The organism is Streptomyces sp. SAS_272 (genome assembly GCF_052543235.1).
On sequence record NZ_JBMNDR010000089.1, the window covers coordinates 14,900 to 38,932 of the forward strand.

Sequence of the window (24,033 nt, forward strand, 5' to 3'; positions counted from 1 at the left end):
ACACGCCCGGAGGGCGGCGCCCGTCACAGGCGCCGCCCTCCGCTCGGTCCTGCCCGGCTGCCGCCGCCGGGCTACTTCTTCTTCGTGCCGCGCTTCTCGCGCACCCGCACCGAGATGTGGATCGGGGTGCCCTCGAAGCCGAACTCCTCGCGCAGCCGGCGCTCGATGAAGCGCCGGTAGCCCGCCTCGATGAAGCCGGAGGCGAAGAGGACGAACCGCGGCGGCTTGGTGCCGGCCTGGGTGCCGAAGAGGATGCGCGGCTGCTTGCCGCCCCGCACCGGGTGCGGGTGCGCGGCGACCAGCTCGCCGAGGAAGGCGTTCAGGCGGCCCGTGGGAACGCGGGTCTCCCAGCCGGCCAGCGCCGTCTCGATCGCCGGGACCAGCTTCTCCATGTGGCGGCCGGTGCGCGCCGAGACGTTCACCCGGGGGGCCCACGCCACCTGGGCGAACTCGGTCTCGATCTCCCGCTCCAGGTAGTAGCGGCGCTCCTCGTCGAGGGTGTCCCACTTGTTGTAGGCGATGACGAGGGCCCGGCCCGCGTCGACGGCCATGGTGACGATGCGCTGGTCCTGCACCGAGATCGACTCGGAGGCGTCGATGAGGATGACCGCCACCTCGGCCTTCTCGACGGCGGCGGCGGTACGCAGCGAGGCGTAGTAGTCGGCGCCCTGCTGGAGGTGGACGCGCTTGCGGATACCGGCCGTGTCGACGAACTTCCAGGTGACGCCGCCGAGTTCGATCAGCTCGTCCACCGGGTCCCGGGTGGTGCCCGCGATCTCGTTGACGACGACGCGCTCCTCGTTCGCCACCTTGTTCAGCAGCGAGGACTTGCCGACGTTCGGGCGGCCGATGAGCGCGATCCGGCGGGGGCCGCCGACCGCGGCGCCGAAGGTCTGCGCCGGGGCCTCCGGCAGGGCCTCCAGGACGGCGTCCAGCATGTCGCCCGTGCCGCGGCCGTGCAGCGCGGAGATCGGGTGCGGCTCGCCGAGGCCCAGGGACCACAGGTAGGCCGCGTCGGCCTCGGCGCTCGGGCCGTCGACCTTGTTGGCGGCCAGGACGACGGGCTTGCCGGCCTTGCGCAGCAGCCGTACGACCGCCTCGTCGGTGTCGGTGGCGCCGACCTTGGCGTCCACGACGAAGACGACGGCGTCGGCGGCCTCGATCGCGTACTCGGCCTGCGCGGCCACGGAGGCGTCGATGCCGAGGACGTCCTGCTCCCAGCCGCCGGTGTCGACCAGCTTGAAGCGGCGGCCCGACCACTCGGCCTCGTAGGTGACGCGGTCGCGGGTGACGCCCGGCTTGTCCTCGACGACGGCCTCACGGCGGCCGATGATGCGGTTCACCAGGGTCGACTTGCCGACATTGGGGCGGCCGACGACGGCGAGCACGGGCAGCGGCCCGTGACCGGCCTCCTCGATGGCCCCCTCGACGTCCTCGATGTCGAAGCCCTCGACGGCGGCGAGCTCCATGAACTCCGCGTACTCGGCGTCACCGAGCGCCCCGTGATCGTGCTCGAAGGCATCCGAGCCGTCGGGCTGGCTGTGGTCGTTCATGAAGTCCGTACCTCGTCGTTCCATCGTGGTGATCGGTGGAGCGCCCCGTTCGTCCGGGTTGATCCACTACTCGGTCATTCAGTGTCGCTCAGCGCCCGGTCAGGCGCCTGGCGTTTTCCAGGTGGGCGGCCAGCCGTATCTGGATCCGTGCGGTCGCCTCGTCCAGTGCCTTGCGGGTCCTTCGGCCGCTTCCGTCGCCGGCGTCGAACGGGTCTCCGAAGACGACGTCGACGCGGGAGCGCAGCGGGGGCAGCGCCTTGACCAGCCGTCCGCGGCGCTCCGTGCTTCCCAGCACGGCGACGGGCACGATCGGCGCCCCGCCGCGCACCGCGAAGTAGGCGAGCCCGGCGCGCAGGGCGGCGAAGTCGCCCTCGCCCCGGGTGCCCTCCGGGAAGATCCCGAGGACCCCGCCGTTGCCGAGCACCCCCAGCGCACGGGTGATGGCGGTGCGGTCGGTGGTGTCCCGGTCGACCTTGAGCTGGCCGATGCCGGTCAGGAAGGGGTCCAGCGGGCCGATGAACGCCTCTTTCTTGATCAGGAAGTGCGTGGGCCGCGGGGCCACGCCCATCACCATCGGTCCGTCGATGTTGTGGGAGTGGTTGATCGCGAAGATCAGCGGGCCGCTCGCCGGCACCTTCCAGGCGCCCAGCACGCGCGGCTTCCACAGCCCGTACATCAGGCCGACGCCGATGCGCCGGCCTACCTCGGCGCCCTTCTCGGAGGGCACGGACGGCTGAGTCACTTCGCGGCCCGATTCTCCTCGACGAGGGTCACCACGCGCTCGATGACCTGGGTGAGCGTCAGCTCGGTGGTGTCCACCTCGACGGCGTCGCCGGCCTTGGCGAGCGGGGAGGTCTTGCGGGAGGAGTCGGCCGCGTCCCGCCTGATCAGCGCCTCACGGGTGCTGTGCAGGTCCGCGCCCTTCAGCTCGCCGCTGCGGCGGGCCGCGCGGGCCTCCGGGGAGGCGGTGAGGAAGACCTTCAGATCGGCGTCGGGCAGCACGGTCGTGCCGATGTCGCGCCCCTCCACGACGATGCCCTGCTCGGCGGAGGCCGCCAGCGAGCGCTGCAGCTCGGTGATCCGGGACCGCACCTCCGGCACGGCGCTCACCGCGCTGACCTTGGAGGTGACCTCCTGGGTGCGGATCGGTCCGGCGACGTCGACGCCGTCGACCGTGATGGTCGGGGCGGCCGGGTCGGTGCCGGAGAGGATCTCGGGCTTGCCGGCGACGGCCGCGATCGCCGTCGGGTCCTCGATGTCGATCCCGTTGGTCACCATCCACCACGTGATCGCCCGGTACTGGGCGCCGGTGTCCAGGTAGCTCAGCCCGAGCCGGGCGGCCACGGCCTTGGAGGTGCTCGACTTGCCCGTGCCGGAGGGGCCGTCTATGGCGACAATCACGGGCTGGGCGGCGCCGTTTTCCACGGGGGGACACCTTCCTGGTGCGAGGCGGTGGATGTGCGGGGCGCGACTGTGCCCCGTACCAGGTTACCGGCCGCAGGTCACTCGTCCGGCCGCGCCTTCTCCGCCCCGCCCGGCGCCGCCGCGTCACGCCGCCGCCCACACCCCCGCCCTCGCTCCCCGCCACGGCCCGCGGCGCCCGGCCCGGGACCGCATGGCGGTCCGCCGGCTACTGGCGGATGGCCCAGCCCCTCTCCCGCAACGCCGACGACAGCGGCGCCGCGGACTTCGGCTCGACCATCAGCTGCACGAGACCCGCCTGCTGCCCCGTGGCGTGCTCGATGCGGACGTCCTCGATGTTCACGCCGGCCTGTCCGGCGTCGGCGAAGATGCGGGCCAGCTGCCCGGGCTGGTCGTCGATCAGCACGGCGACGATCTCGTAGGCCCGCGGAGCGGCCCCGTGCTTGCCGGGGACCCGCACCTGGCCCGCGTTGCCCCGGCGCAGCACGTTCTCCACACCGTCGGCGCCTACACGGCGCTCGGCGTCGTCGGACGACTGCAGGGCCCGCAGCGCCTGCACCGTCTCCTCCAGGTCGGCGGCGACCTCGGTGAGCAGGTCGGCCACCGGTCCGGGGTTCGCGGACAGGATGTCGATCCACATCCGGGGGTCGGAGGCCGCGATCCGGGTGACGTCCCGGATGCCCTGCCCGCACAGCCGCACGGCGGCCTCCTCGGCGTTCTCCAGACGCGCCGCGACCATGCTGGAGACGAGGTGCGGCATGTGGGAGACGAGGGCGACGGCGCGGTCGTGGGCGTCGGCGTCCATGACCACGGGGACGGCCCGGCAGTGCGAGACCAGCTCCAGGGCGAGGTTCAGCACCTCGGTGTCGGTGTCCCGGGTCGGCGTCAGCACCCAGGGGCGTCCCTCGAAGAGGTCGCCGGTCGCGGCCAGCGGTCCGGACTTCTCCCGGCCCGACATGGGGTGGCTGCCGATGTACGCCGACAGGTCGAGGCCGAGGGCCTGCAGCTCACGGCGCGGGCCGCCCTTGACGCTGGCCACGTCGAGGTAGCCGCGGGCCAGCCCCCGGCGCATCGCGTCGGCGAGCACGCCGGCCACATGGGCGGGCGGGGCGGCGATGATCGCGAGGTCGACCGGCCCCTGCGGCTCCTCGTCGGTGCCGGCGCCTAGCGCGGCGGCCGTACGGGCCTGCTCGGGATCATGGTCGGCGAGGTGGACGACGACGCCCCGCTGGGCGAGGGCCAGGGCGGCGGACGTGCCGATCAGCCCGGTTCCGATGACGAGCGCGGTCCTCACTGGGCGATGTCCTTGCGCAGGGCGGCCGCGGCGCCGAGGTAGACGTGGCTGATCTCGGCACGCGGGGTGTCCGACTCGACGTGCGCGAGTATCCGCACCACCCGTGGCATGGCGCCCTCGATGTCGAGTTCCTGGGCGCAGATCAGCGGCACGTCCACGATGCCCAGCTTGCGGGCGGCGGCCGCAGGGAAGTCGCTGTGCAGGTCGGGCGTGGCCGTGAACCAGATGCTGATCAGGTCGTCGGCGCTGAGCGCGTTGCGTTCCATGACGGCGGTGAGAAGGGCGCCGACCTGCTCGTCCATGTGGCCGGCGTCGTCCCGCTGAAGTTGGACGGCTCCCCGGACCGCTCGTACCGCCACGGCGCTGCTCCTTGCTGAAGTGCTGGACTACGGCTCCTGCTGCATCCAGCGTAGTCAGACGGCGTGGGTACGGTGCGCGCAGCCCGCGTGCCGAGACGGCCGCACCCCCGTACGCCCTTTACGGCGGGTGCGGCCCGCGGTGTCATGGCAATCTGACCGCAGGCACTCTGACCGCAGGCACTCTGACCGCAGGCACTCTGACCGCAGGACACCCGCATCGGGGAAGGCCCGACATGAAGCGTCCCGGACCCCTGCTCACCCTCCTCGCGGGGCTGGTGCTCGCCCTGTTCCTGCTGACGCTCAACGCGACGACGGGCACGAAGTCGGCCTCCTCCTACCAGGAGCAGTCGCCCGGCCCGACCCCCGCCCGCGGCTCGGCCTCCCCCACGCCCTCGCCGGCCCCCTCCCGCTCCCGGCCCGCCGACGCCGACTACGCCGGGCGCACGGACGACGACGCGGCGGCGATCGCCGTCTCCGTCCGCGGCGGCCGGGCGATCGCGTACTTCTGCGACGGCCGCACCCAGGAGTCGTGGCTCAAGGGCGACGTGGAGGACGACGGGGCCCTGCGGCTCACCGGCGGACACGGCGCGAAGCTGGAGGGCACGCTCGAGGACGGCAAGAAGATCGACGGCACGGTCGAGGTCGGCGGAACGCGCCACGCCTTCACCGCGGACCGGGCGAAGAAGCCGTCGGGGCTGTGGCGGGCGACTGCCACCGTGCGCTCCGCGAAGATCGACGGCGGCTGGATCGTCCTGAAGGACGGCAGTCAGGTCGGCGTCGTCACCCGGGACGGCGAGCCCTCGCCCGCTCCCCGCATCGACCCGGGGACCGGTGCGGTGACGATCGACGGACAGCGGCTCACGGCCCGCCCCGCAACCCCCTGACCCCCTGACCTTCTTTCGAGCAGGGAGCGACCATGACCGTCGACCCGAACGCCGCCACCCAGGGCTTCCCCGGCCCCGAGCCCGCACCGCGCGGTCCGCGTCCGGCGCGCTACCTGGTCCCGGCGCTCGTCGCCGCCGCGGTGGCGCTCGCCCTCGGCGTGTACGGCCGTGTGCACGACCCGGCCGGGACGGCCTTCAACCTGGCCGGCTTCAGCAGCACCGGCGCGGTGAAGTCCTGGCTGGCGTCGGCCGCGATGCTCTTCGCGCTGGTGCAGCCGGTCTCGGCGCTGATGCTGTACGGGAAGCTGCCGGGGCCCGCCTGGTCCGGCACGCTGCACCGCTGGTCGGGCCGCGCGGCCTTCCTGATCGCCGTCCCGGTTGCGGTGCACTGCCTGTACGCGCTTGGCTGGCAGACGTACGAATCGCGCGTGATGTGGCACTCCGTCCTGGGTTGCTTCTTCTTCGGTGCTTTCAGTGCCAAGATGCTGCTGCTCCGCTGGGAGCGACTCCCGGGATGGCTGCTGCCGCTCGTCGGCGGACTCGTCTTCGCCGTGCTGACGGTCGTCTGGCTGACCTCGGCCCTCTGGTTCTTCCGCACGTTCGGAGTGACGACATGACTTCCCCCGCGACACGACGCACGGTCCTCCTGGCGACGGGCGGCGCGGCAGCGGCGCTCACCGTGGGCTGCAGCCAGTACGGCGACGACAGCTCGTCGTCCAAGAAATCCACGAACGCCTCCGCCGGCCAGGAGCTCTCGAAGACGAGCGACATCCCCGTCGGCGGCGGCAAGATCTTCGCCGACGAGAAGGTCGTCGTCACACAGCCGACGAAGGACGACTTCAAGGCGTTCTCCGCGATCTGCACCCATCAGGGCTGCACGGTCGCCACCGTCGCCGACGGTCTGATCCACTGCCCCTGCCACCAGAGCGAGTTCCGCATCGCGGACGGCTCGGTGGCCCGCGGCCCGGCGCCGAAGCCGCTGCCCGCCGAGCAGATCACCGTCGTGGGCGGCGCGATCCGCCTGGCCTGAACCCGGTCCGCCCCATGTCGGCCGTCCCGAAGCCGGCCGTCCCCATGTCGGCCATCCCGACGCCGGCCGTCCCGATGGCGGGGGTGCCGCCGGCCAGCGCGGTCAGGGGGAGGGCCGTCCGGGCCGTCTCACGGACCCGGGCTCGGTCCAGCGCCTTCAGCGGTGGCCGACCCGATGTGGGCCGACCGCGCCCGGGCCGGGTCGTCGGCTCACTGGTCCCACAGCGCCCCGAGCGTCATCAGTTCGCCGTGGTACTCGATCCGGTCCGCCCACGCCGTGGGCCAGGCGTCCGCGCCGGCGTGCGCGCCCGCGAAGGCGCCCGCGAGGCAGGCGATGGAGTCGGAGTCGCCCGACGAGCAGGCGGCCCGCCGCAGCACGGTCACCGGCTCGTCGGGGAAGAGCAGGAAACACAGCAGACCGGCGGCCATGGCCTCCTCGGCGATCCACCCCTCCCCCGCGGCGAGACACGGGTCGGTCTCGGGCGAGGGGCGGCGCAGCGTCTCCTGGAGCCGCTCCAGCACGGCGAGGCACTCGTCCCAGCCGCGCGTGATGAAGTGCTCCGGGCTCGGGTCCTGGCTGCGGGTCCACAGGTCGCCGAGCCAGCGATGGTGGTAGCGGGAGCGGTTGTCGAGGGCGTACGAGCGCAGCAGCCCGACCAGCGCGGCGGGGTCGGCGCCCTGTGTGAGCAGCCGGACGGCGTGCGCGGTGAGGTCGGAGGCGGCGAGCGCGGTGGGATGCCCGTGGGTGAGGGCGGACTGGAGCTGGGCGGCGCCGGCCCGCTGCTCGTCGCTGAGGCCGGGGACGAGCCCGAGCGGGGCGACGCGCATGTTGGCGCCGCAGCCCTTGGAGCCGATCTGACTGGCGTCCTGCCACAGCCGCGCGTCGTCCTCGAGGAGATCGCACGCGGTCAGGCACGTACGCCCCGGGGCCCGGTTGTTGTCGGGTGACCGGTTCCAGGCCACGAACTCCTTGCGCAGCTGCGGCACCAGGGAGGTCGGCACGAGCAGCCCGCGGTCCATGGCGGTCCGCAGGGCGCGCCCGACCGCCAGGGTCATCTGGGTGTCGTCGGAGACGAAGGCGCGCCCCGGGAGCTCCATCTCCCGCCAGGGCCCGCACTTCGCGAGGATCGACGGGACGTCGTTGAACTCGGTCGGAAACCCGAGCGCGTCCCCGAGGGCGAGTCCCAGCAGGGATCCGGTGGCGCGCTTTCGGACGGTGGTCGAGGTGGTCATGCGGAACGTCCTTCCCGGGGCGGTCGCAGCAGGGGCGGGTGGAGCGCGGTGGCGGCCCCCGCCCGGTAGAGGGCGGCGGGTTTGCCGCGGCCGCCGGTGAGGCGCGCGCCGCCGGGAACGGGCTCGACGAAGCCCGGGGTGGCGAGCACCTTGCGGCGGAAGTTGGGCCGGTCGAGGCCGGTCCCCCACACGGTCTCGTAGACCTGCTGAAGCTCCCCCAGGGTGAACTCGGGCGGGCAGAAGGCGGTCGCGAGGCAGGTGTACTCGAGCTTGGCGCCGACCCGGTCGTGGGCGTCCGCCAGGATCCGGTCGTGGTCGAAGGCGAGCGGCTCGACGTCGTCGTACGGCTGCCAGCGCGCCTGGACCGCGTCGCCGCCGCCCATCGGCTCGGGCGCGTCGGGCAGCAGGGCGGCGAAGGCGACGGAGACGACCCGCATCCGGGGGTCACGGCCGGGCTCGCTGTAGGTGCGCAGCTGCTCGAGGTGCAGGCCGGAGACGTCCTTCAGACCGGTCTCCTCGGCGAGTTCGCGCCGGGCGGCCGTCTCCGCGGACTCGTCCGGCAGCACGAAGCCGCCGGGCAGCGCCCACCGGCCGGCGTACGGCTCCTGGCCGCGCTCGACGAGCAGCACGTGCAGGGCGCCCGCGCGGAGCGTGAGGACGGCGAGATCGACGGTGACGGCGAAGGGCTCGTGGGCGTACTTGTCGTAAGCGCGCTCGTCGTCGGCGCGCCGGCCGCCGGTGTCCTCGTCGGTGGCGCGCCGGTCGTCGGTGTGCTTGTCGGTGGCGCGCCGGTCGTGGCCCTGCATGACGAACACCCCCTCTTAATAGTCACCACGACTATAAAAAGGGGGTGCCCTCCCGCACAAGCCCCGGGGTCAGGGATTCGCGGCCCGGGCCTAGAGGTCGACTTCCTGCATCAGCATGCCGACCTCGGTGTTGGACAGCCGGCGCAGCCAGCCCGACTTCTGGTCGCCCAGGGTGATCGGCCCGAAGGCGACGCGCACCAGCTTGTCGACCGGGAAGCCGGCCTCGGCCAGCATCCGGCGCACGATGTGCTTGCGGCCCTCGTGCAGGGTCACCTCGACCAGGTAGTTCTTGCCGGTCTGCTCGACGACCCGGAAGTGGTCCGCCTTCGCGTACCCGTCCTCCAGCTGGATGCCGTCCTTGAGCTTCTTGCCCAGGTCACGCGGGATGGGACCCACGATGTGCGCGAGATAGACCTTCTTCACCCCGTACTTGGGGTGGGTCAACCGGTGCGCCAGCTCACCGTGGTTGGTCAGCAGGATGACGCCCTCGGTCTCGGTGTCGAGCCGGCCGACGTGGAACAGCCGCGTCTCGCGGTTGGTCACGTAGTCGCCGAGGCACTGCCGGCCCTCGTTGTCCTCCATCGTGGAGACGACGCCGGCCGGCTTGTTCAGCGAGAAGAACTGGTACGTCTGCGTGGCGACGGTCAGGCCGTCGACCTTGACCTCGTCCTTCTCCGGGTCGACCCGCTTGCCCTGCTCCAGGACGATCTCGCCGTTGACCTCGACCCTGGCCTGCTCGATCAGCTCCTCGCAGGAGCGCCGGGAGCCGTAGCCCGCGCGCGCGAGGATCTTCTGCAGACGCTCGCCCTCCTGCTCGGCGCCCGGGAAGGTCTTGGGCGTCCTGACGTCCTTCTTGCCCGCGTACCGCTCGCGGTTGCGCTCCTCGGCCCGCGCCTCGTACTCCCGCGAGGTCGCCGGCACCCAACGGCCGCGCCCGGTGCCCTGCCCCTGCTTGGGGCCGCCCTTGGCGCCGCCGCGCGCGGAGGCGCCGCGCCCGGACTTCGGACCCTCGTGGGTGCCGCCGGGACCCACGTCGTAGCGGCGCTCCTCCGGGCGCGGGTTCTTCGGCCTGGCGCCCTGCTGGTCGTCGCGGCCGCCGCCGGCGCCGCGGGAATTACCGCGGCCACCGCCACTCGCGCCGCGGCCACCGCCGCTCCCGCCGCGACCACCGCTGCTCCCGCCGCGGCCGCCGCTGTTGCCACCACGGCTCCCGCCGTTGTTTCCGCTGCTGTTCCTGCCGCTGCTGCTTCGCATCAAAGTTCCGTCTTGTCGTCTGCGTCCTCGGAATCCGGAGCGTCCGGATCGAACGACGGCACGCCCTCCTGGGTCTCGGCCTCGATCGCCTCCGCCTCAGGCAGGAAGGGCGCGAGCTCCGGGAGCTCGTCCAGACCGCGCAGGCCCATCCGCTCCAGGAAGTAGTTCGTCGTCACGTACAGGATCGCACCTGTTTCGGGTTCCGCGCCCGCCTCCTCCACCAGACCGCGCTGGAGCAGGGTGCGCATCACACCGTCGCAGTTCACTCCGCGCACCGCGGAGACCCTGCTGCGGCTGACCGGCTGGCGGTAGGCCACGACCGCCAGGGTCTCCAGCGCCGCCTGGGTGAGCCGGGCCTGCTGGCCGTCCAGGACGAAGCCCTCGACGGCCGCCGCGAACTCCGGCCGGGTGTAGAAACGCCAGCCGCCCGCGACGAGCCTCAGCTCGAAACCGCGCCCCTGCACGGTGTACTCGTCGGCCAGCTCGCGCAGCGCGTCCGCGACGCTGCGCCGCGGCCGCTGGAGGATCTTCGCGAGATGCTCCTCGGTCGCGGGCTCGTCGACGACCATCAGGACGGCCTCCAGAGCCGGCTTGAGGTCCAGTGCCGCGACGGTCTCCTCGCTCACGTCTTCGTCTCCTTCCCGGGCTCCTCGGCAGGCCGGTCGAACTCGTCGGTGACCCTGGGCTGCGCGTCCCCGTCCCCACCGGTCCAGCGCACCAGCAGCTCACCGAGCGCGGTCTCCTGGTCGAGGGCGACGGCCTTCTCCCGGTACAGCTCCAGCAGCGCGAGAAAGCGGGCGACCACGGTGAGGGTGTCGTCGGTGTCCGCCACGAGCGCCCCGAAACTGGCCTCGCCGAGTTCACGCAGCCGTGCGACGACGATCCCGGCCTGCTCCTGCACGCTCACCAACGGGGCGTGGATGTGGTCGACGTACACCTGCGGCTTGGCCCTCGGCTGCATCGCCTTGACCGCGAGTCTCGCGAACCCTTCCGCGCCGATGCTGATGACCACCTCGGGCAGCAGCTCGGCGTGATGCGGCTCGAGCCCGACCGTGCGTGGGTAGCGGCGGCCCTCACTCTCCAGCCGGTGCGTGAAGATGTCGGCGATCTGCTTGTAGGCGCGGTACTGCAGCAGACGGGCGAAGAGCAGGTCCCGCGCCTCCAGCAGCGCCAGGTCGGCCTCGTCCTCGACCTCGGCGGCGGGCAGCAGCCGCGCCGCCTTCAGATCGAGCAGCGTGGCCGCGACGACCAGGAACTCGGTCGTCTGGTCCAGGTCCCAGTCGGGGCCCATCGCCCTGATGTGCGCCATGAACTCGTCGGTGACCTTCGACAGCGCGACCTCGGTGACGTCCAGCTTGTGCTTGGAGATCAGCTGGAGCAGCAGGTCGAAGGGACCCTCGAAGTTGGCGAGCCGAACCTTGAAGACACCGTCGGGCACCCCCGCCCCCGCCCCCGCGGACACGGAACCCGCAGGGTCGGCTCCCGGGGCGGCGGTTTCCGCGGCGGGTCTTGCGGGCGCGACGGCTCGTGAAGCGGCGGCACCCGGGGCAGCGGAGCCCGGAGCAGCGGCGCCCGGAGCGGCGACGACCGGGGCAGTGGCGACCGGGGCAGCGGAGCCCGGAGCGGCGACGACCGGGGCAGCAGCACCCGGAGCAACGGCACCCGGAGCGGCAGCGACCGAGGCAGCACCCGGGGCGGCGACGACCGGAGCAACCGGTTCCGCACCTCTTTCCGGGCCCCGGGTGAGCGCATGCGGGACAACCGGTTCCCGGTCTGTTTCCGGTTCCGGCGCGACGGGTTCTGCGGTAAGCGGTTCCGCACCCGTTTCCCGTTCCGGGGCTGCGGCATCGAGCGCAACCGGTTCCGCACCCGTTTCCGGCTCAAGAGCGGCGGAATCAGCGGCAACCGGTTCCGGGCCCGTTTCCGGTTCCGGCGCGACGGGTTCTGCGGTAAGCGGTTCCGCACCCGATTCCCGTTCCGGGGCTGCGGCATCGAGCGCAACCGGTTCCGCACCCGTTTCCGGCTCAAGAGCGGCGGAATCAGCGGCAACCGGTTCCGGGGCCACCTCCACGGCAGCCGGTTCCGGAACCGTTTCCGCTGCGGCCGAGTCCGTTGCGACGGGCTGGGCCCCGGGCTCCGGACCGGCGGGTGCCGGGCCCGGTCCCCGCCCCAGCGCACGTCGGCGGCCGGCTGCTGCGCCGGGGCCGGGGACGGAGGCGTTGTTCGAGGTCATGGCCCTCGCAGGCTACCGCTACCGCCCGCGAAGTCGTCGTACGAGGATGCTGGCGTCCCCGCGGCTTTCCAGGTCGGCGAGGACCACGGCGACCGCCTCGCGGACGATGCGCCCCCGGTCCACGGCGAGCCCGTGCTCTCCCCGGAGCACGAGACGGGCGTGCTCCAGATCCATGAGCTCCTCGGCGGAGACATAGACGGTGATCTTCTCGTCGTGCCGTTCGCGGCCGCTGGGCCGGCGGGACGCCTGCCGGCCACGCTTGCGCGTCTGGTCGTCGGCGGAGGCAGAACCTTCCTGCGCGCCCTGGCGGCGCTCGGCACGCTCCCCGGGAGCGCCTCGGGTGCGGGACTCCCCGGCGTCGGTCTGTCCGGCGTCGGCCGCCACGTGCTCGGCGCCCTCGCCGTCCCCGCCCTGCGCGGGCACGGCCTGCGGCGCGTCCTGCGCGCCGCCGGCCGCCACCCCGTCGCTCTCGCCGGCCGGCGCGGGCACCCGGGCCTCGCCGTTGGCGTTGCGACGGGGCGCGGACGGCTGAAGCGCCGTTCCCCCTGTCGTACGGAAGAGTTCGTCGGCCCCCGGCAGACTCACTCGGCGTGACACCGGGCGAGCACCTCCCTGGCGAGCTGACGGTAGGCGGCGGCGCCGACGGAGTTGGACGCGTACGTGGTGATCGGCTCACCGGCGACCGTGGTCTCCGGGAAGCGGACCGTGCGCCCGATGACCGTGTGGTAGACGTGATCGTCGAAGGCTTCGACGACGCGCGCCAGCACCTCGCGGCTGTGCACGGTGCGAGAGTCGTACATGGTCGCCAGGATTCCGTCGAGCTCCAGCTCGGGGTTGAGCCGCTCCTGGACCTTCTCGATGGTCTCGGTCAGCAGGGCCACACCGCGCAGCGCGAAGAACTCGCACTCCAGCGGCACGATCACCTTGTGGGCGGCCGTCAGGGCGTTGACGGTGAGCAGGCCGAGCGAGGGCTGACAGTCGATGACGATGTAGTCGTAGTCGTCCATCAGCGGCTTGAGCGCACGCTGGAGCGTGGACTCGCGCGCGACCTCGGAGACCAGCTGCACCTCGGCGGCCGACAGGTCGATGTTGCTGGGCAGCAGGTCCATGTTGGGGACCGCTGTCTTCAGGAGTACCTCGTCCGCCGCCATGCCCCGCTCCATGAGCAGGTTGTAGACGGTGAGGTCGAGCTCCATCGGGTTGACGCCGAGTCCCACCGACAGCGCGCCCTGCGGGTCGAAGTCCACGAGCAGCACGCGCCGTCCGTACTCCGCGAGCGCGGCACCCAGGTTGATGGTCGACGTGGTCTTGCCCACGCCGCCCTTCTGGTTGCACATCGCGATGATCTTCGCGGGGCCGTGTTCGGTCAGCGGGCCCGGGATCGGGAAGTACGGCAGCGGGCGTCCGGTCGGACCGACGCGCTCACGGCGCTGTCGGGCCGCGTCGGGCGCGAGCGTGGCCGCGTACTCCGGATCCGGCTCGTATTCGGCGTCGGGGTCGTAGAAGTGCCCGTCGGGCAGTTCGTCGTAGTCGGCGAAGTGGTTGTGGGGCGCGCCACTTCCGTCGCCGGCCATGGCGTTCACGTGATGGCCATCCATGCTCTGGAGTGCTGACAGAGCCAACTGGGGGCTGCTCTGGCTCTGGTGGGCTGCGAAGGTTCGGACAGCGACGGAGCCGACAGCCTCGAGCCCCGCGGAACCCGGGCCCCGCGTACGCATTCCTGGTTGACCACCCCCGGGAGCAAATGTCGACTCATTCACAAGTCGTCTTACCTCCTTGGTGACCAGGAAACTTCTAGACAAGGTCAGCGTGGCACCATGCCGACGGTTGGCGACTCTATGGCGTGTCGGGCGTCCGCAGCAACACAATCCGCCGGACCCGGCCCGATGTGTCGGCAATGAAACATCACGCTGTCAAGGGCGTACGGCCGTCGCACGGCAGGTTGCACCGGTGTGCGAATCGGTCGAAGCGTTACGTTCGAGGCGAGTTGGCCGAGAGCCGCAAAGTGACCATACACACATCCGGCCGGACCTTGTCGGGCAAGGTCCGGCCGCGTGTGCGCGGTTGACGCGCCTTGTTGACGTATCGCCTTTACGAAAAGGTGACTTAGCTTCCCGGCTCAGCCCAGCAGGGAGTCGAGGTCCACGTGCTCCAGGCCGTGCGCCTCCGCGACCTCGCGGTAAACGACCTTGCCGTCATGGGCGTTGAGACCCTTCGCCAGCGCGGCGTCGCGGCGCAGCGCCTCGACCCAGCCCTTGTCGGCGAGCTCGACGATGTAGGGCAGCGTGGCGTTGGTGAGGGCGTAGGTGGAGGTGTTGGGGACCGCGCCGGGCATGTTGGCGACGCAGTAGAAGACCGAGTTGTGCACCGGGAAGGTCGGCTCGGCGTGGGTGGTCGGGCGGGAGTCCTCGAAGCATCCGCCCTGGTCGATCGCGATGTCGACAAGGACACTTCCGGGCTTCATCCGGGAGACCAGCTCGTTGGTGACCAGCTTCGGGGCCTTGGCGCCCGGGATGAGGACGGCGCCGATCACCAGGTCCGCCTCGAGGCAGGCCTTCTCCAGCTCGAAGGCGTTGGAGACGACGGTCTGGATCTTCGTGCCGAAGACTTTGTCGGCTTCCTTGAGCTTGTTGATGTCCTTGTCGAGCAGGGTCACGTGGAAGCCCATGCCGATGGCGATCTGTGCGGCGTTCCAGCCGGAGACGCCGCCGCCGATGACGACCGCCTTGGCGGCCAGCACGCCGGGGACGCCGCCCGGCAGGACCCCGCGGCCCCCGTTGGCGCGCATGAGGTGGTAGGCGCCGACCTGGGGGGCCAGCCGGCCCGCGACCTCGGACATCGGGGCGAGCAGCGGCAGCGCGCGGCTCGGCAGCTCGACGGTCTCGTAGGCGATCGCGGTGGTACCGGACTCGACGAGCGCGTCCGTGCACTCCTTGGACGCGGCCAGGTGCAGGTACGTGAAGAGCGTCTGGTCCTTGCGGAGGCGGTGGTACTCCTCGGCGATGGGCTCCTTGACCTTCAGCAGCAGGTCGGCCGTGGCCCACACCTCGTCGGCGGTCTCCAGGATGCGCGCCCCGGCCGCCACGTACTCCTCGTCCGTGATGGAGGAGCCGACGCCGGCGCCTCGCTCGACGACGACCTGGTGACCGTGGCGCACCAGTTCGTGCACACCGGCGGGGGTGATGGCCACCCGGAACTCGTTGTTCTTGACCTCGCGGGGGATGCCGACCTTCACGTCGATCACGGTCCTTGGCTCAGAGGGTGTGGGGGCACAGCAATGACATTCCCGGAGATACAGGACGCACCGGGACGCACCGCAGGAGAACGTGCGGCAGAGCCAGTTTAATGAAGGCGTTCCCGCTGTCTAGCCTTTCATTGCGTCAATCTTTCGGAGCTGCACTACGGATTTCGCAGGCATCCTCGATGTCCCCCGGCAGATCGGGCTCCGCGGCCCCGTCCGACGGCTCCTCTCCCAGGATGCGCTCGGCCGCGCCGCGGTGCAGGCGGGCCGCCGCGGGGTCGCCGAGGCGCTCCAGGGTGTCGGCCAGCCTCAGCTGCAGCGCGGCCTGCAGGCGCGCGTCCTCGGCGCGCGCGGCCCACTCCGCCGCCTCCTGGCAGGTACGCAGCGACTCCTCGGGCCGACCCGCGTACTCCTGGACCCGGGCCAGCTCGCTCAACGCCCGCGCGTGCGCGCCCACATCGTCGTTCTTGCGGTGTCCGGCGACCGCGGCCCGCCAGGCCCGCTGCGCCTCGCCGTAGCGGCCCGCGTAGGTGTGCGCGGTGCCGATACGGCCGTAGAGGCGGGCGGCGTCCGCGCGCTCGTCACGAGCCAGCCGCTGGGCCAGGGCCCGGCCGAACCAGTCCGCGGCCCGGTCGTAGTCCCCGAGCTCGAGATGCGCGCCGCCTACGGATTCCATCGCGCGGCCGATCGCATACGGGTCGTTCGCCTCGCGTCCGGCGTCCAGCGCGGCCCGGTAGCGCACCAGCGCCTCCGCCGTGCGCCCGGTCCTGGCGTCGACGTCGGCCAGATTCAGCAGCGCGGCGGCCTTCTCCCGGGGCAGCCGGCGGCGCTCGGCGACGTCCAGCACGAGCTGGTGGATCCCGTACAGGTCCGGTGCGGCCGCCTGGGTGCCGACGTGCGCGACCATCGCCCTGACCAGCTGGGACATCAGGCGGCGGGCGAGGGTGTCCAGCTCGCCGTCGGCGACCGCGAGGCGGGCCGAGGCGAGCAGGGCCGGGCGGCGGGCCTGCAGCCAGTCGGCGGCCGCCCGCGGCGTGGGGAAGCGCAGCGCCCGGGGCATGACCTGGAGCTTCTCGCGGGCCTGGGGGCTGTCGGTCTCGGCGATGGCCCGGCAGGACTGCAGCAGCCGCACCGTGCGCTCCAGCATGCGGGCGCGGGCCAGCTGGAGTTCGGCGGGGCGCTCGTGGCTCTCGGCGGCGGTCCGCAGCAGGGCGTGCAGGCAGCCGGGCACCTCGTACTGGGGCAGCGCGGAGTCCAGGGCCCGCAGCAGGCCGAGGGCGACGAGGTCGTCCAGGGCGGTGCGGGCGGCGCCCACCGAGCAGCCGGCCAGCGCCGAGGCGGTGTGCGGGTCGGCCAGGCCGGCCGGGGCCAGGGAGAGCAGTCGCAGTACCCGGGCGGCAGGGGCGGGCAGGGCGGCGTGCACGAGGCGGAAGACGCGACTGAGCGGGGTGCCCTCGTCGCCCTCCGCGTGGAGCTGCTTGGCGAGGTCGGCGACGGCCGCCTGGGGGCGGGCGGCGAGCCAGCCGCCGGCCAGGTTCAGCGCGGCGGGCTGGCCCTGGCAGGCCTCCACGAGCTGCTCGGCGGAGCGCGGGTCCACGGTGATGCGGACCGAGCCCGTGTACCGGGTCAGCAGTTCGAGGGCGGACTTGGTGTCCAGGCCGCCGAGGGTGCAGGGGCGGACGTCCGCGATGCCGGTGAGCGGGCCCGCGGACACGGCGACGAGCAGGCACTGCGGGGCGTCCGGGAGCAGGGCGTCGACCTGTTCGGCGCCGGTCGCGTCGTCCAGCAGGAGCAGCGCGCGGCGCTCCGCGAGGGTTTCGCGCAGCAGGGCCGCGAGGTCGTCCTCCTGCGCGCCGGGCGGGGTGGGCACGTCCAGCGCGGCGAGCAGTTCGCGGGCGGCGCGCTCGACCGGCACGGGCGTGCCGTCGGGCTCGGCGAGGCGGGCGCGCAGGACGCCGTCCGGGTAGCGGTCGGCGACCTGGCGCACGAGTTCCCCGGCGAGCGCGGAGCGCCCCGAGCCGGGCCGGCCGGCGATGAGCAGGACCCGCGCGCGGGGCGCTTTCCGCCCGGAGATGGTGTCCAGGCCCGCGCGCTCGATGTCGGCGCGCAGTTCCTTCAACTCCCGGGTACGGCCCAGGAAATGGCCCTCTGTCGCAGCGTGTCCGGACAGCTGCACGCCGCCTGTGTCCACTGCCTGATCCGTCACGGGCCACACTCCCGTCCCACCGCACGCGCCAGCCCGCCGGGACTCCGGTCCGGGCTGTTCCCGAGCCTAGTTCACGCTCTGCGACGTTCCGGGAGGAGCACGTCGGGCAGGGCCCGGAGGTCCCCCGATCGGATCAGCCGATCGTCACACCACACGGGTGCGGGAGAGGGCCCGGGGGGTGCCTCAGGCCTCGAACGGACGCGCCGGCCACGGCGCCTCCGCCGGGCGCAGCGCGTCGAGCCCGTCGCCGTTCTCCGCGGCGACGAGGGACAGGACACCGACGACGAGGCAGGTGTTGTGCACGTCGCCCGCCAGCACGGCCCGGACGAGGTCGGCGACCGGCACACGCGCGTGCTCCATGTCGGCCTCCTCGTCCTCCACCTCGAAACGCCGCCCCTCGGCCTCGGAGAGGTTGCGGGCCAGGAAGATCCGCACCGACTCGTCACTGCCGCCGGGGGACGTGTACACGTCGGTGAGGACCCGCCAGTCCTCCGCCTTGACGTGCGCCTCCTCGTACAGCTCGCGCTGCGCCGCGTGCAGCGGGTTCTCGCCCGGCACGTCGAGCAGGCCGGCCGGGATCTCCCACAGCTTCTGCCGCACCGGGTGCCGGTACTGCTTGATGAGCAGCACCCGTCCCTCGTCGTCGACGGCCAGGACGGCCACGGACCCGGGGTGCACCTGGTAGTCCCGGCGGACCACGGAACCGTCGGGCATGACCACCTCGTCGGTGCGTACGGACGTCTTGCCGCCCGTGAACGGGGTCGTCGTCGCCCGGATCTCCCACGCCTCGGGGGTGTCCTTGATCGTCATGCCGTGCGTCCTCCCACGTGCCACCTGCGCAAACGAAACCGGGGCGCCCACCCTTGAAGGTTTGCACCCCGGCCACCGTACAACTGGTGTGTTACTTCGAAGTCTTCCGCTCGACGGCCGCCTTCACCAGGCCGGCGAACAGCGGGTGCGGACGCGTGGGCCTCGAGCGCAGCTCGGGGTGCGCCTGCGTGGCGACCAGGTAGGGGTGGACGTCGCGCGGGTACTCGACGTACTCGACCAGCTTGCCGTCCGGGGAGGTGCCGGAGAACAGGATGCCTGCCTTCTTCTCGAGCTCGGCCCGGTAGGCGTTGTTCACCTCGTAGCGGTGCCGGTGCCGCTCCTCCACGTACTCCTTGCCGTCGTAGACCTCGCGGACGATGGACCCTTCGGCCAGCTTGGCCGGATACATGCCCAGGCGCATCGTGCCGCCCATGTCGCCCTCGCCCGCGACGATGTCGAGCTGCTCGGCCATGGTGGAGATGACCGGGTGGGCGGTGGCCGAGTCGAACTCGGTGGAGTTCGCGTCGCCGATGTCGCCCAGGTTGCGCGCGGCCTCGATCACGATGCACTGCAGGCCCAGGCAGAGGCCGAGCAGCGGGATCTTGTTCTCGCGGGCGTAGCGGATCGCGCCGACCTTGCCGAGCACGCCGCGGTCGCCGAAGCCGCCCGGGATGCAGACGCCGTCCACGTCGGCGAGTTGCGCCTTGGCGCCGGCGGGGGTCTTGCAGTCGTCCGACGTGACCCACTTGATCTTCACGCGGGCCTTGTTGGCGAAGCCGCCGGCGCGCAGCGCCTCGGTGACCGACAGATAGGCGTCGGGCAGGTCGATGTACTTGCCGACCAGGGCGAGCGTGATCTCGTGGTCGGGGTTGTGGACGCGGTCGAGCAGGTCGTCCCAGGTCGTCCAGTCCACGTCGCGGAACGGCAGGTCCAGCTTGCGGACGACGTAGGCGTCCAGGCCCTCGCCGTGCACGGTCTTCGGGATGTCGTAGATCGAGCGGGCGTCCGGGCAGGCCACGACCGCGTCCTCGTCGACGTCGCACATCAGCGAGATCTTGCGCTTGATCGCGGTCGGCACCTCACGGTCGCAGCGCAGCACGATCGCGTCCGGCTGGATACCGATGTTGCGCAGCGCCGCGACCGAGTGCTGGGTCGGCTTGGTCTTCAGCTCGCCCGAGGGACCGATGTACGGCAGGAGCGAGATGTGCACCACGAAGACGTTGTCCCGGCCGACCTCGTGCCGGACCTGGCGGACCGTCTCGAGGAACGGCAGCGACTCGATGTCGCCGACCGTGCCGCCCACCTCGGTGATCACGACGTCCACCTCGTCCGTCGCCATACGGCGGATGCGGTGCTTGATCTCGTTGGTGATGTGCGGGATGACCTGCACGGTGTCGCCCAGGTACTCGCCGCGGCGCTCCTTGGCGATCACCGTGTTGTAGACCTGGCCGGTGGTGACGTTGGCGGAGCCGTCCAAGTCGCGGTCAAGGAAGCGCTCGTAGTGTCCGATGTCCAGGTCCGTCTCGGCGCCGTCGTTCGTGACGAACACCTCACCGTGCTGGAAGGGGTTCATCGTGCCAGGGTCGACGTTCAGGTACGGATCGAGCTTCTGCATGACCACGCGAAGACCGCGCGCCTTGAGCAGCATGCCGAGGCTGGAGGCCGTCAGACCCTTGCCGAGCGAGGAGGCGACACCCCCGGTGACGAAGATGTGCTTGGTCGTCGTGGATTTGGGCGTCATGGCCAAGAGGGGGCTCCCGTGGTCGCGATTCGAGGGTGCGGTTCGGGGGCTTCGAGACCACCGGTCCACGGGCTACCAGGGTATCAGCGCCGCGGAGAGATGGCCTCCGGCCACGCTCCGCGCACGGGCCGACACGGGCCGCCGTCCGCGCACCGGTTCCTCACCCGTTGCTCACCCGTTCGGCCCACCCGTGTTGCCGGGAGCGGCACGCAGATCATCTACGTGCGTCGTATCCTGCTCGGACACTCGCTGCCGAGCCCGGCCGGCAAGACGGCATACCCCAGCCCGTATCCCACCGGAACAACGAGAGCTCGTCAGTTCGTTGAACAATGATCGGCGTTTTGCCCCCAGGGCCGAGCGGCTGCTTTGCTTCAACGCTCAACGACGTATGACCAACGACCCCTTGACCGCACTAGCGACAGCCCCCATTTCGCCTGGGGGCGACGTGGCCGTTCGACTGGAGTTGCACGTGGCCGGGCGCATCGAAGACTACGCACTCATCGGAGACATGCAGACCGCAGCATTGGTCTGCCGGGACGGCACAGTGGACTGGCTGTGCCTGCCCCGCTTCGACTCGCACGCGATCTTCGCAGGTCTGCTCGGCACCGAGGAGCACGGCTTCTGGCGCCTCGGCCCCGCGCACGCCTCCGACGCGCCTCCGCCACGCGCGGCCCGGCGCACCTACCGGGGCGACTCGCTCATCCTGGAATCGGAGTGGGACACCCCGCGGGGGACGGTCCGGGTGACCGATTTCATGCCCCCTCGCGACGGCGCCCCCCAGCTGATCCGGATCGTCGAGGGCGTCTCGGGGCGCGTCCCCATGCGCTCCGCGCTGCGCATGCGGTTCTCCTACGGGCGGGTCGTGCCCTGGGTGCACAAGCACGAGGGCCGTACGGTGGCCGTCGCGGGCCCGGACTCGGTGTGGTTCGACACCGACTGCGAGACCTACGGCAAGGCGCTGACGACGTACGCCGACTTCACGGTCGCGCCCGGCGACCGGATCGCGTTCACGATCTCCTGGGAGCCCTCGCACAAGCAGCCGCCGCCGCTCCCGGAACCCGAGCAGTCGCTGCAGGCCACCGAGGACTTCTGGCGCGAGTGGGTCGAGCACTGCACGTACCACGGCCCCTACCGCGAGGCCGTGATCCGCTCGCTGATCACGCTGAAGGCGCTGACGTACGGGCCGACCGGCGGCATCGTCGCCGCCCCCACCACCTCCCTGCCCGAGGACATCGGCGGTGTCCGCAACTGGGACTACCGCTACACCTGGCTGCGCGACGCGGCCATCACGCTGTCCTCGCTGCTGCGCACCGGCTACCGCGAGGAGGCCCGCGCCTGGCGCGAGTGGCTGCTGCGCGCGGTCGCCGGCGACCCCGAGAACCTGCAGATCATGTACGGCATCGCGGGCGAGCGCGAGCTGGGCGAGGCCGAGCTGGACTGGCTGCCCGGCTACGAGAACTCCGCCCCGGTCCGGGTCGGCAACGGCGCCGCGCACCAGCTGCAGCTGGACGTGTACGGCGAGGTCACCGAGGCCCTGCACCTCGGCCACATGACGGGCCTGGCCCGCAACGACTATGCCTCCCTGCTCCAGCTGAAGCTGATCCGCTATCTGGAGCAGCACTGGGACGAGCCGGACGAGGGCATCTGGGAGGTGCGCGGCCCGCGCCGCCACTTCGTGCACTCCAAGGTCATGGCCTGGGTCGCCGTCGACCGGACGATCAAGCTGATCGAGTCCGGCGACGCCGACGGTCCGCTGGAGAAGTGGCGCGAACTGCGCGACGACATCCACCGGGACGTCTGCGAGAAGGGCTACGACAAGGAGCGCAACACCTTCACCCAGTCCTACGGCTCCAAGGAGCTGGACGCGTCCTTGCTGCTCATCCCGCAGATGGGCTTCCTGCCGCCGGACGACAAGCGGGTCATCGGCACCATCGAGGCGATCCAGCGCGAGCTGTCCACCCCGGACGGCTTCATCCTGCGCTACCCGACCTCGGGCGGCGACGAGGGCGTCGACGGACTGCCCGGAGACGAGGGCGCCTTCCTCGCCTGCTCGTTCTGGATGGCCGACGACCTCGCGATGATCGGCCGCGTCGACGAGGCCCGCAAGCTCTTCGAGAAGCTCCTGGCGCTGCGCAACGACCTCGGTCTGCTCGCCGAGGAGTGGGACCCCCGTCTGCAGCGCCAGGTCGGCAACTTCCCGCAGGCCTTCAGCCACGTCCCGCTGATCGACACCGCGCTGCGTCTGACGGCGTCGGGGGCGTACGGCGGCTGATTCTTTCGGTTCGGTGACGTGGGGGCGGCGTCCGGCGGCCGAACAGGACCGCCGGACCGCGCTCGCCTACGCTGGAGGTCATCAGCCCCTGCACGGAAGGGGGCGCCTCCATGGCCTCCCCATCGAAGGCGGGCGCGGCTCTCTCCGCGCTCCGCGAAGATCTGGCCGGCGACGTGTTCGCCCCGCAGGACCCGGGCTACGACGACGCCAGGACCGTCTTCAACGCGATGATCGACCGGCGCCCGGCGGTGATCGCCCAGTGCGTCGACGAGGACGACATCGTCCGCACCGTCCGCTTCGCCCGCGACCTGGATCTGCCGATCGCGGTGCGCGGCGGCGGGCACAGCGTCGCCGGCATGGCCCTGGGCGACGGGGCCGTGGTGGTGGACCTGCGTCACCTGCGCGCGGTCGGCGTCGATCCCGCCGCCCGGACGGTACGCGTCGCGGGCGGGGCCACCATGAGCGATCTGGACCGTGCCTGCGAGCCCCACGGTCTGGCCACCACCGGAGGCCGGGCGTCCACCACCGGCGTCGGCGGCTTCGTCCTCGGCGGCGGCACCGGCTGGCTGGACCGCTGCCACGGGCTGGCCGTGGACAACCTGCTGGGGGCCGAACTGGTGACCGCCGAGGGCCGTCGGGTGTGGGTGAGCGCCGACGAGCACCCCGACCTCTTCTGGGCCCTGCACGGCGGCGGAGGCAACTTCGGCATCGCCGCCTCGCTGACCCTGAGGCTGCACGAACTGCCCGAGTTCTCCATCGCGCTGCTGCTGTACCGGCCCGAGGCCGGCCCCGAGGTCACCCGCACCTACCGGGACGTGATCGCCGCGGGACCCGACGAGGCGAGCGGCGCGGTGCTGTATCTCACCGGCCCGCCCGAGGAGTTCGTCCCGCCGCACCTGGTCGGCTCACTGCTGTGCGGGGTGCTGCTGACGTACGCCGGGGCGGAGGAGGACATGCGCAAGCTGGCCGAGCCGCTGCTGGCGCTGCCGCACGAGTCGGAGGTCGTCGGGGCCATGCCCTACGCCGACGTCCAGTGCATGATCGACGATCCGCCCGGCATGCGGAACTACTGGTCCGCGGAGTACCTGACGGGCGCGCCGGACGACTTCGTGGACGTCTACTGCGGGCTCGGGGAGGCGCTGCCGGTGCCGACGGGCACCATGCACGCGCTGTTCCCGCAGGGCGGCGCGATCGCAGCCGGCCCGCACGAATACCCCGTGCCCTACCGTGACGCGCCCTGGGGCGTGCACCCCTTCGGGCTCTGGGAGGACCCGGCGGACGACGCCCGGTGCGAGCAGTGGGTCCGGGACGTGCGGGCGGGGACGCAGCCGTGGAGCACGGGCGCGGTCTACCTGAACTTCATCGGCGACGAGGGCGCCGACCGGGTGGTGGCCGGCGTGGGCGCGGAGAACGCCCGGCGGCTCGGGGACCTGAAGCGGCGGTACGACCCGGACAACGTGTTCCGCTTCAACCACAACATCAGGCCGGTCTGAGCGCCCTCGAAGGTCGGCCGCCCGCCGCGGCCGGCCCGAGCGCCGTCAGGGTCCGCTCCCCCGCCGGGTCGCCGTCGGTGGCCGGAACGAGCGCGATCTCGTCGAGTCCCGCCCGGGCGTAGTCGTCGATCCGGGCGCGCACGGCGTCCAGGTCCCCGACCAGGCCGACGGTGGCGGGGGCCGCCGCAGGCAACGCCCGGACC

At 72.1% G+C, this 24,033-nt stretch carries 20 protein-coding genes and 2 pseudogenes; 5 read left to right on the plus strand and 17 right to left on the minus strand.

Features of this window, described 5'->3' with window-relative positions; all coding sequences use genetic code 11:
- Positions 1–71 precede the first annotated feature (71 nt).
- The 5 genes from der to aroH all read right to left on the minus strand — a co-directional run bounded on the left by der (position 72) and on the right by aroH (position 4,628).
- A complete protein-coding gene (gene der, locus ACN6LD_RS34795; RefSeq protein ID WP_319192742.1) occupies positions 72–1,553 on the minus strand; it encodes a ribosome biogenesis GTPase Der in 1,482 nt (493 codons plus the stop codon).
- An 88-nt stretch (positions 1,554–1,641) separates the two neighbouring features.
- Positions 1,642–2,229, minus strand: coding sequence for a lysophospholipid acyltransferase family protein (locus ACN6LD_RS34800; protein WP_445045260.1), 588 nt, complete (start codon positions 2,227–2,229; stop codon positions 1,642–1,644).
- 62 nt (positions 2,230–2,291) lie between these two features.
- Positions 2,292–2,978 carry a (d)CMP kinase gene (gene cmk, locus ACN6LD_RS34805; RefSeq protein ID WP_319192744.1) on the minus strand — a complete coding sequence of 229 codons (687 nt, stop codon included), beginning with the start codon at positions 2,976–2,978 and terminating at the stop codon, positions 2,292–2,294.
- A 205-nt stretch (positions 2,979–3,183) separates the two neighbouring features.
- Positions 3,184–4,269, minus strand: a complete 1,086-nt coding sequence (locus ACN6LD_RS34810) for a prephenate dehydrogenase (RefSeq protein WP_445045254.1) — start codon at positions 4,267–4,269, stop codon at positions 3,184–3,186.
- A complete protein-coding gene (gene aroH / locus ACN6LD_RS34815; RefSeq protein ID WP_319198421.1) occupies positions 4,266–4,628 on the minus strand; it encodes a chorismate mutase in 363 nt (120 codons plus the stop codon). Before aroH ends, ACN6LD_RS34810 begins: the two co-directional genes overlap by 4 nt.
- Positions 4,629–4,861: 233 nt before the next feature.
- Between aroH and ACN6LD_RS34820 the strand changes: the two genes are divergently transcribed.
- From ACN6LD_RS34820 to ACN6LD_RS34830, 3 genes are read left to right on the plus strand one after another with little or no spacing between them, the layout of a single operon-like run.
- On the plus strand, positions 4,862–5,512 hold the full coding sequence (locus ACN6LD_RS34820; RefSeq protein WP_445045255.1) for a hypothetical protein: 651 nt from the start codon (positions 4,862–4,864) through the stop codon (positions 5,510–5,512).
- Between the two features lie 32 nt (positions 5,513–5,544).
- A complete protein-coding gene (locus ACN6LD_RS34825) occupies positions 5,545–6,129 on the plus strand; it encodes a DUF6529 family protein (RefSeq protein WP_445045256.1) in 585 nt (194 codons plus the stop codon).
- Positions 6,126–6,542 (plus strand): Rieske (2Fe-2S) protein, encoded by a 417-nt coding sequence (locus ACN6LD_RS34830; protein WP_319190140.1) that lies wholly within the window; start codon positions 6,126–6,128, stop codon positions 6,540–6,542. The genes ACN6LD_RS34825 and ACN6LD_RS34830 overlap by 4 nt, the downstream gene beginning before the upstream one ends.
- Positions 6,543–6,751: 209 nt before the next feature.
- Here ACN6LD_RS34830 and ACN6LD_RS34835 read toward each other — a convergent pair whose 3' ends face one another.
- The 11 genes and pseudogenes from ACN6LD_RS34835 to ACN6LD_RS34885 form a co-directional block, all read right to left on the minus strand.
- Positions 6,752–7,774 (minus strand): ADP-ribosylglycohydrolase family protein, encoded by a 1,023-nt coding sequence (locus ACN6LD_RS34835; protein WP_319190139.1) that lies wholly within the window; start codon positions 7,772–7,774, stop codon positions 6,752–6,754.
- Positions 7,771–8,589: an NUDIX hydrolase gene (locus ACN6LD_RS34840; protein WP_319190137.1), complete on the minus strand. Its 819-nt coding sequence runs from the start codon at positions 8,587–8,589 to the stop codon at positions 7,771–7,773. The genes ACN6LD_RS34835 and ACN6LD_RS34840 overlap by 4 nt, the downstream gene beginning before the upstream one ends.
- Positions 8,590–8,670: 81 nt before the next feature.
- Positions 8,671–9,834, minus strand: coding sequence for a pseudouridine synthase (locus tag ACN6LD_RS34845; RefSeq protein ID WP_445045257.1), 1,164 nt, complete (start codon positions 9,832–9,834; stop codon positions 8,671–8,673).
- Entirely contained in the window at positions 9,834–10,460 is a 627-nt protein-coding gene (gene scpB / locus ACN6LD_RS34850; RefSeq protein ID WP_079041318.1) for an SMC-Scp complex subunit ScpB, read from the minus strand. The genes ACN6LD_RS34845 and scpB overlap by 1 nt, the downstream gene beginning before the upstream one ends.
- Positions 10,457–11,269 (minus strand): annotated as a pseudogene (locus ACN6LD_RS34855) (segregation and condensation protein A); the annotation flags it as partial. The gene scpB and the pseudogene ACN6LD_RS34855, both read right to left, overlap by 4 nt.
- Before the next feature lie 816 nt (positions 11,270–12,085).
- The gene (locus tag ACN6LD_RS34860) at positions 12,086–12,664 is read right to left on the minus strand and encodes a hypothetical protein (RefSeq protein ID WP_445045258.1); all 579 of its coding nucleotides are present in this window, start codon (positions 12,662–12,664) and stop codon (positions 12,086–12,088) included.
- Positions 12,649–13,785 carry a ParA family protein gene (locus ACN6LD_RS34865; RefSeq protein WP_079041320.1) on the minus strand — a complete coding sequence of 379 codons (1,137 nt, stop codon included), beginning with the start codon at positions 13,783–13,785 and terminating at the stop codon, positions 12,649–12,651. The genes ACN6LD_RS34860 and ACN6LD_RS34865 overlap by 16 nt, the downstream gene beginning before the upstream one ends.
- A gap of 401 nt (positions 13,786–14,186) precedes the next feature.
- The gene (ald, locus tag ACN6LD_RS34870; protein WP_199863812.1) at positions 14,187–15,311 is read right to left on the minus strand and encodes an alanine dehydrogenase; all 1,125 of its coding nucleotides are present in this window, start codon (positions 15,309–15,311) and stop codon (positions 14,187–14,189) included.
- Positions 15,312–15,447: 136 nt separating this feature from the next.
- Entirely contained in the window at positions 15,448–17,514 is a 2,067-nt protein-coding gene (locus tag ACN6LD_RS34875) for a tetratricopeptide repeat protein (protein WP_319190128.1), read from the minus strand.
- Positions 17,515–17,697: 183 nt separating this feature from the next.
- Positions 17,698–18,324 carry an NUDIX hydrolase gene (locus tag ACN6LD_RS34880; protein ID WP_319190126.1) on the minus strand — a complete coding sequence of 209 codons (627 nt, stop codon included), beginning with the start codon at positions 18,322–18,324 and terminating at the stop codon, positions 17,698–17,700.
- Positions 18,325–18,415: 91 nt separating this feature from the next.
- A complete protein-coding gene (locus ACN6LD_RS34885; protein WP_057579852.1) occupies positions 18,416–20,065 on the minus strand; it encodes a CTP synthase in 1,650 nt (549 codons plus the stop codon).
- Between the two features lie 469 nt (positions 20,066–20,534).
- Between ACN6LD_RS34885 and ACN6LD_RS34890 the strand changes: the two genes are divergently transcribed.
- On the plus strand, positions 20,535–22,337 hold the full coding sequence (locus ACN6LD_RS34890; RefSeq protein WP_319190123.1) for a glycoside hydrolase family 15 protein: 1,803 nt from the start codon (positions 20,535–20,537) through the stop codon (positions 22,335–22,337).
- A 110-nt stretch (positions 22,338–22,447) separates the two neighbouring features.
- Positions 22,448–23,830, plus strand: coding sequence for an FAD-binding oxidoreductase (locus tag ACN6LD_RS34895; RefSeq protein WP_445045259.1), 1,383 nt, complete (start codon positions 22,448–22,450; stop codon positions 23,828–23,830).
- Here ACN6LD_RS34895 and ACN6LD_RS34900 read toward each other — a convergent pair.
- Positions 23,817–24,033, minus strand: a pseudogene (locus ACN6LD_RS34900) (hypothetical protein); the annotation flags it as partial. The gene ACN6LD_RS34895 and the pseudogene ACN6LD_RS34900 sit on opposite strands and share 14 nt — an antisense overlap.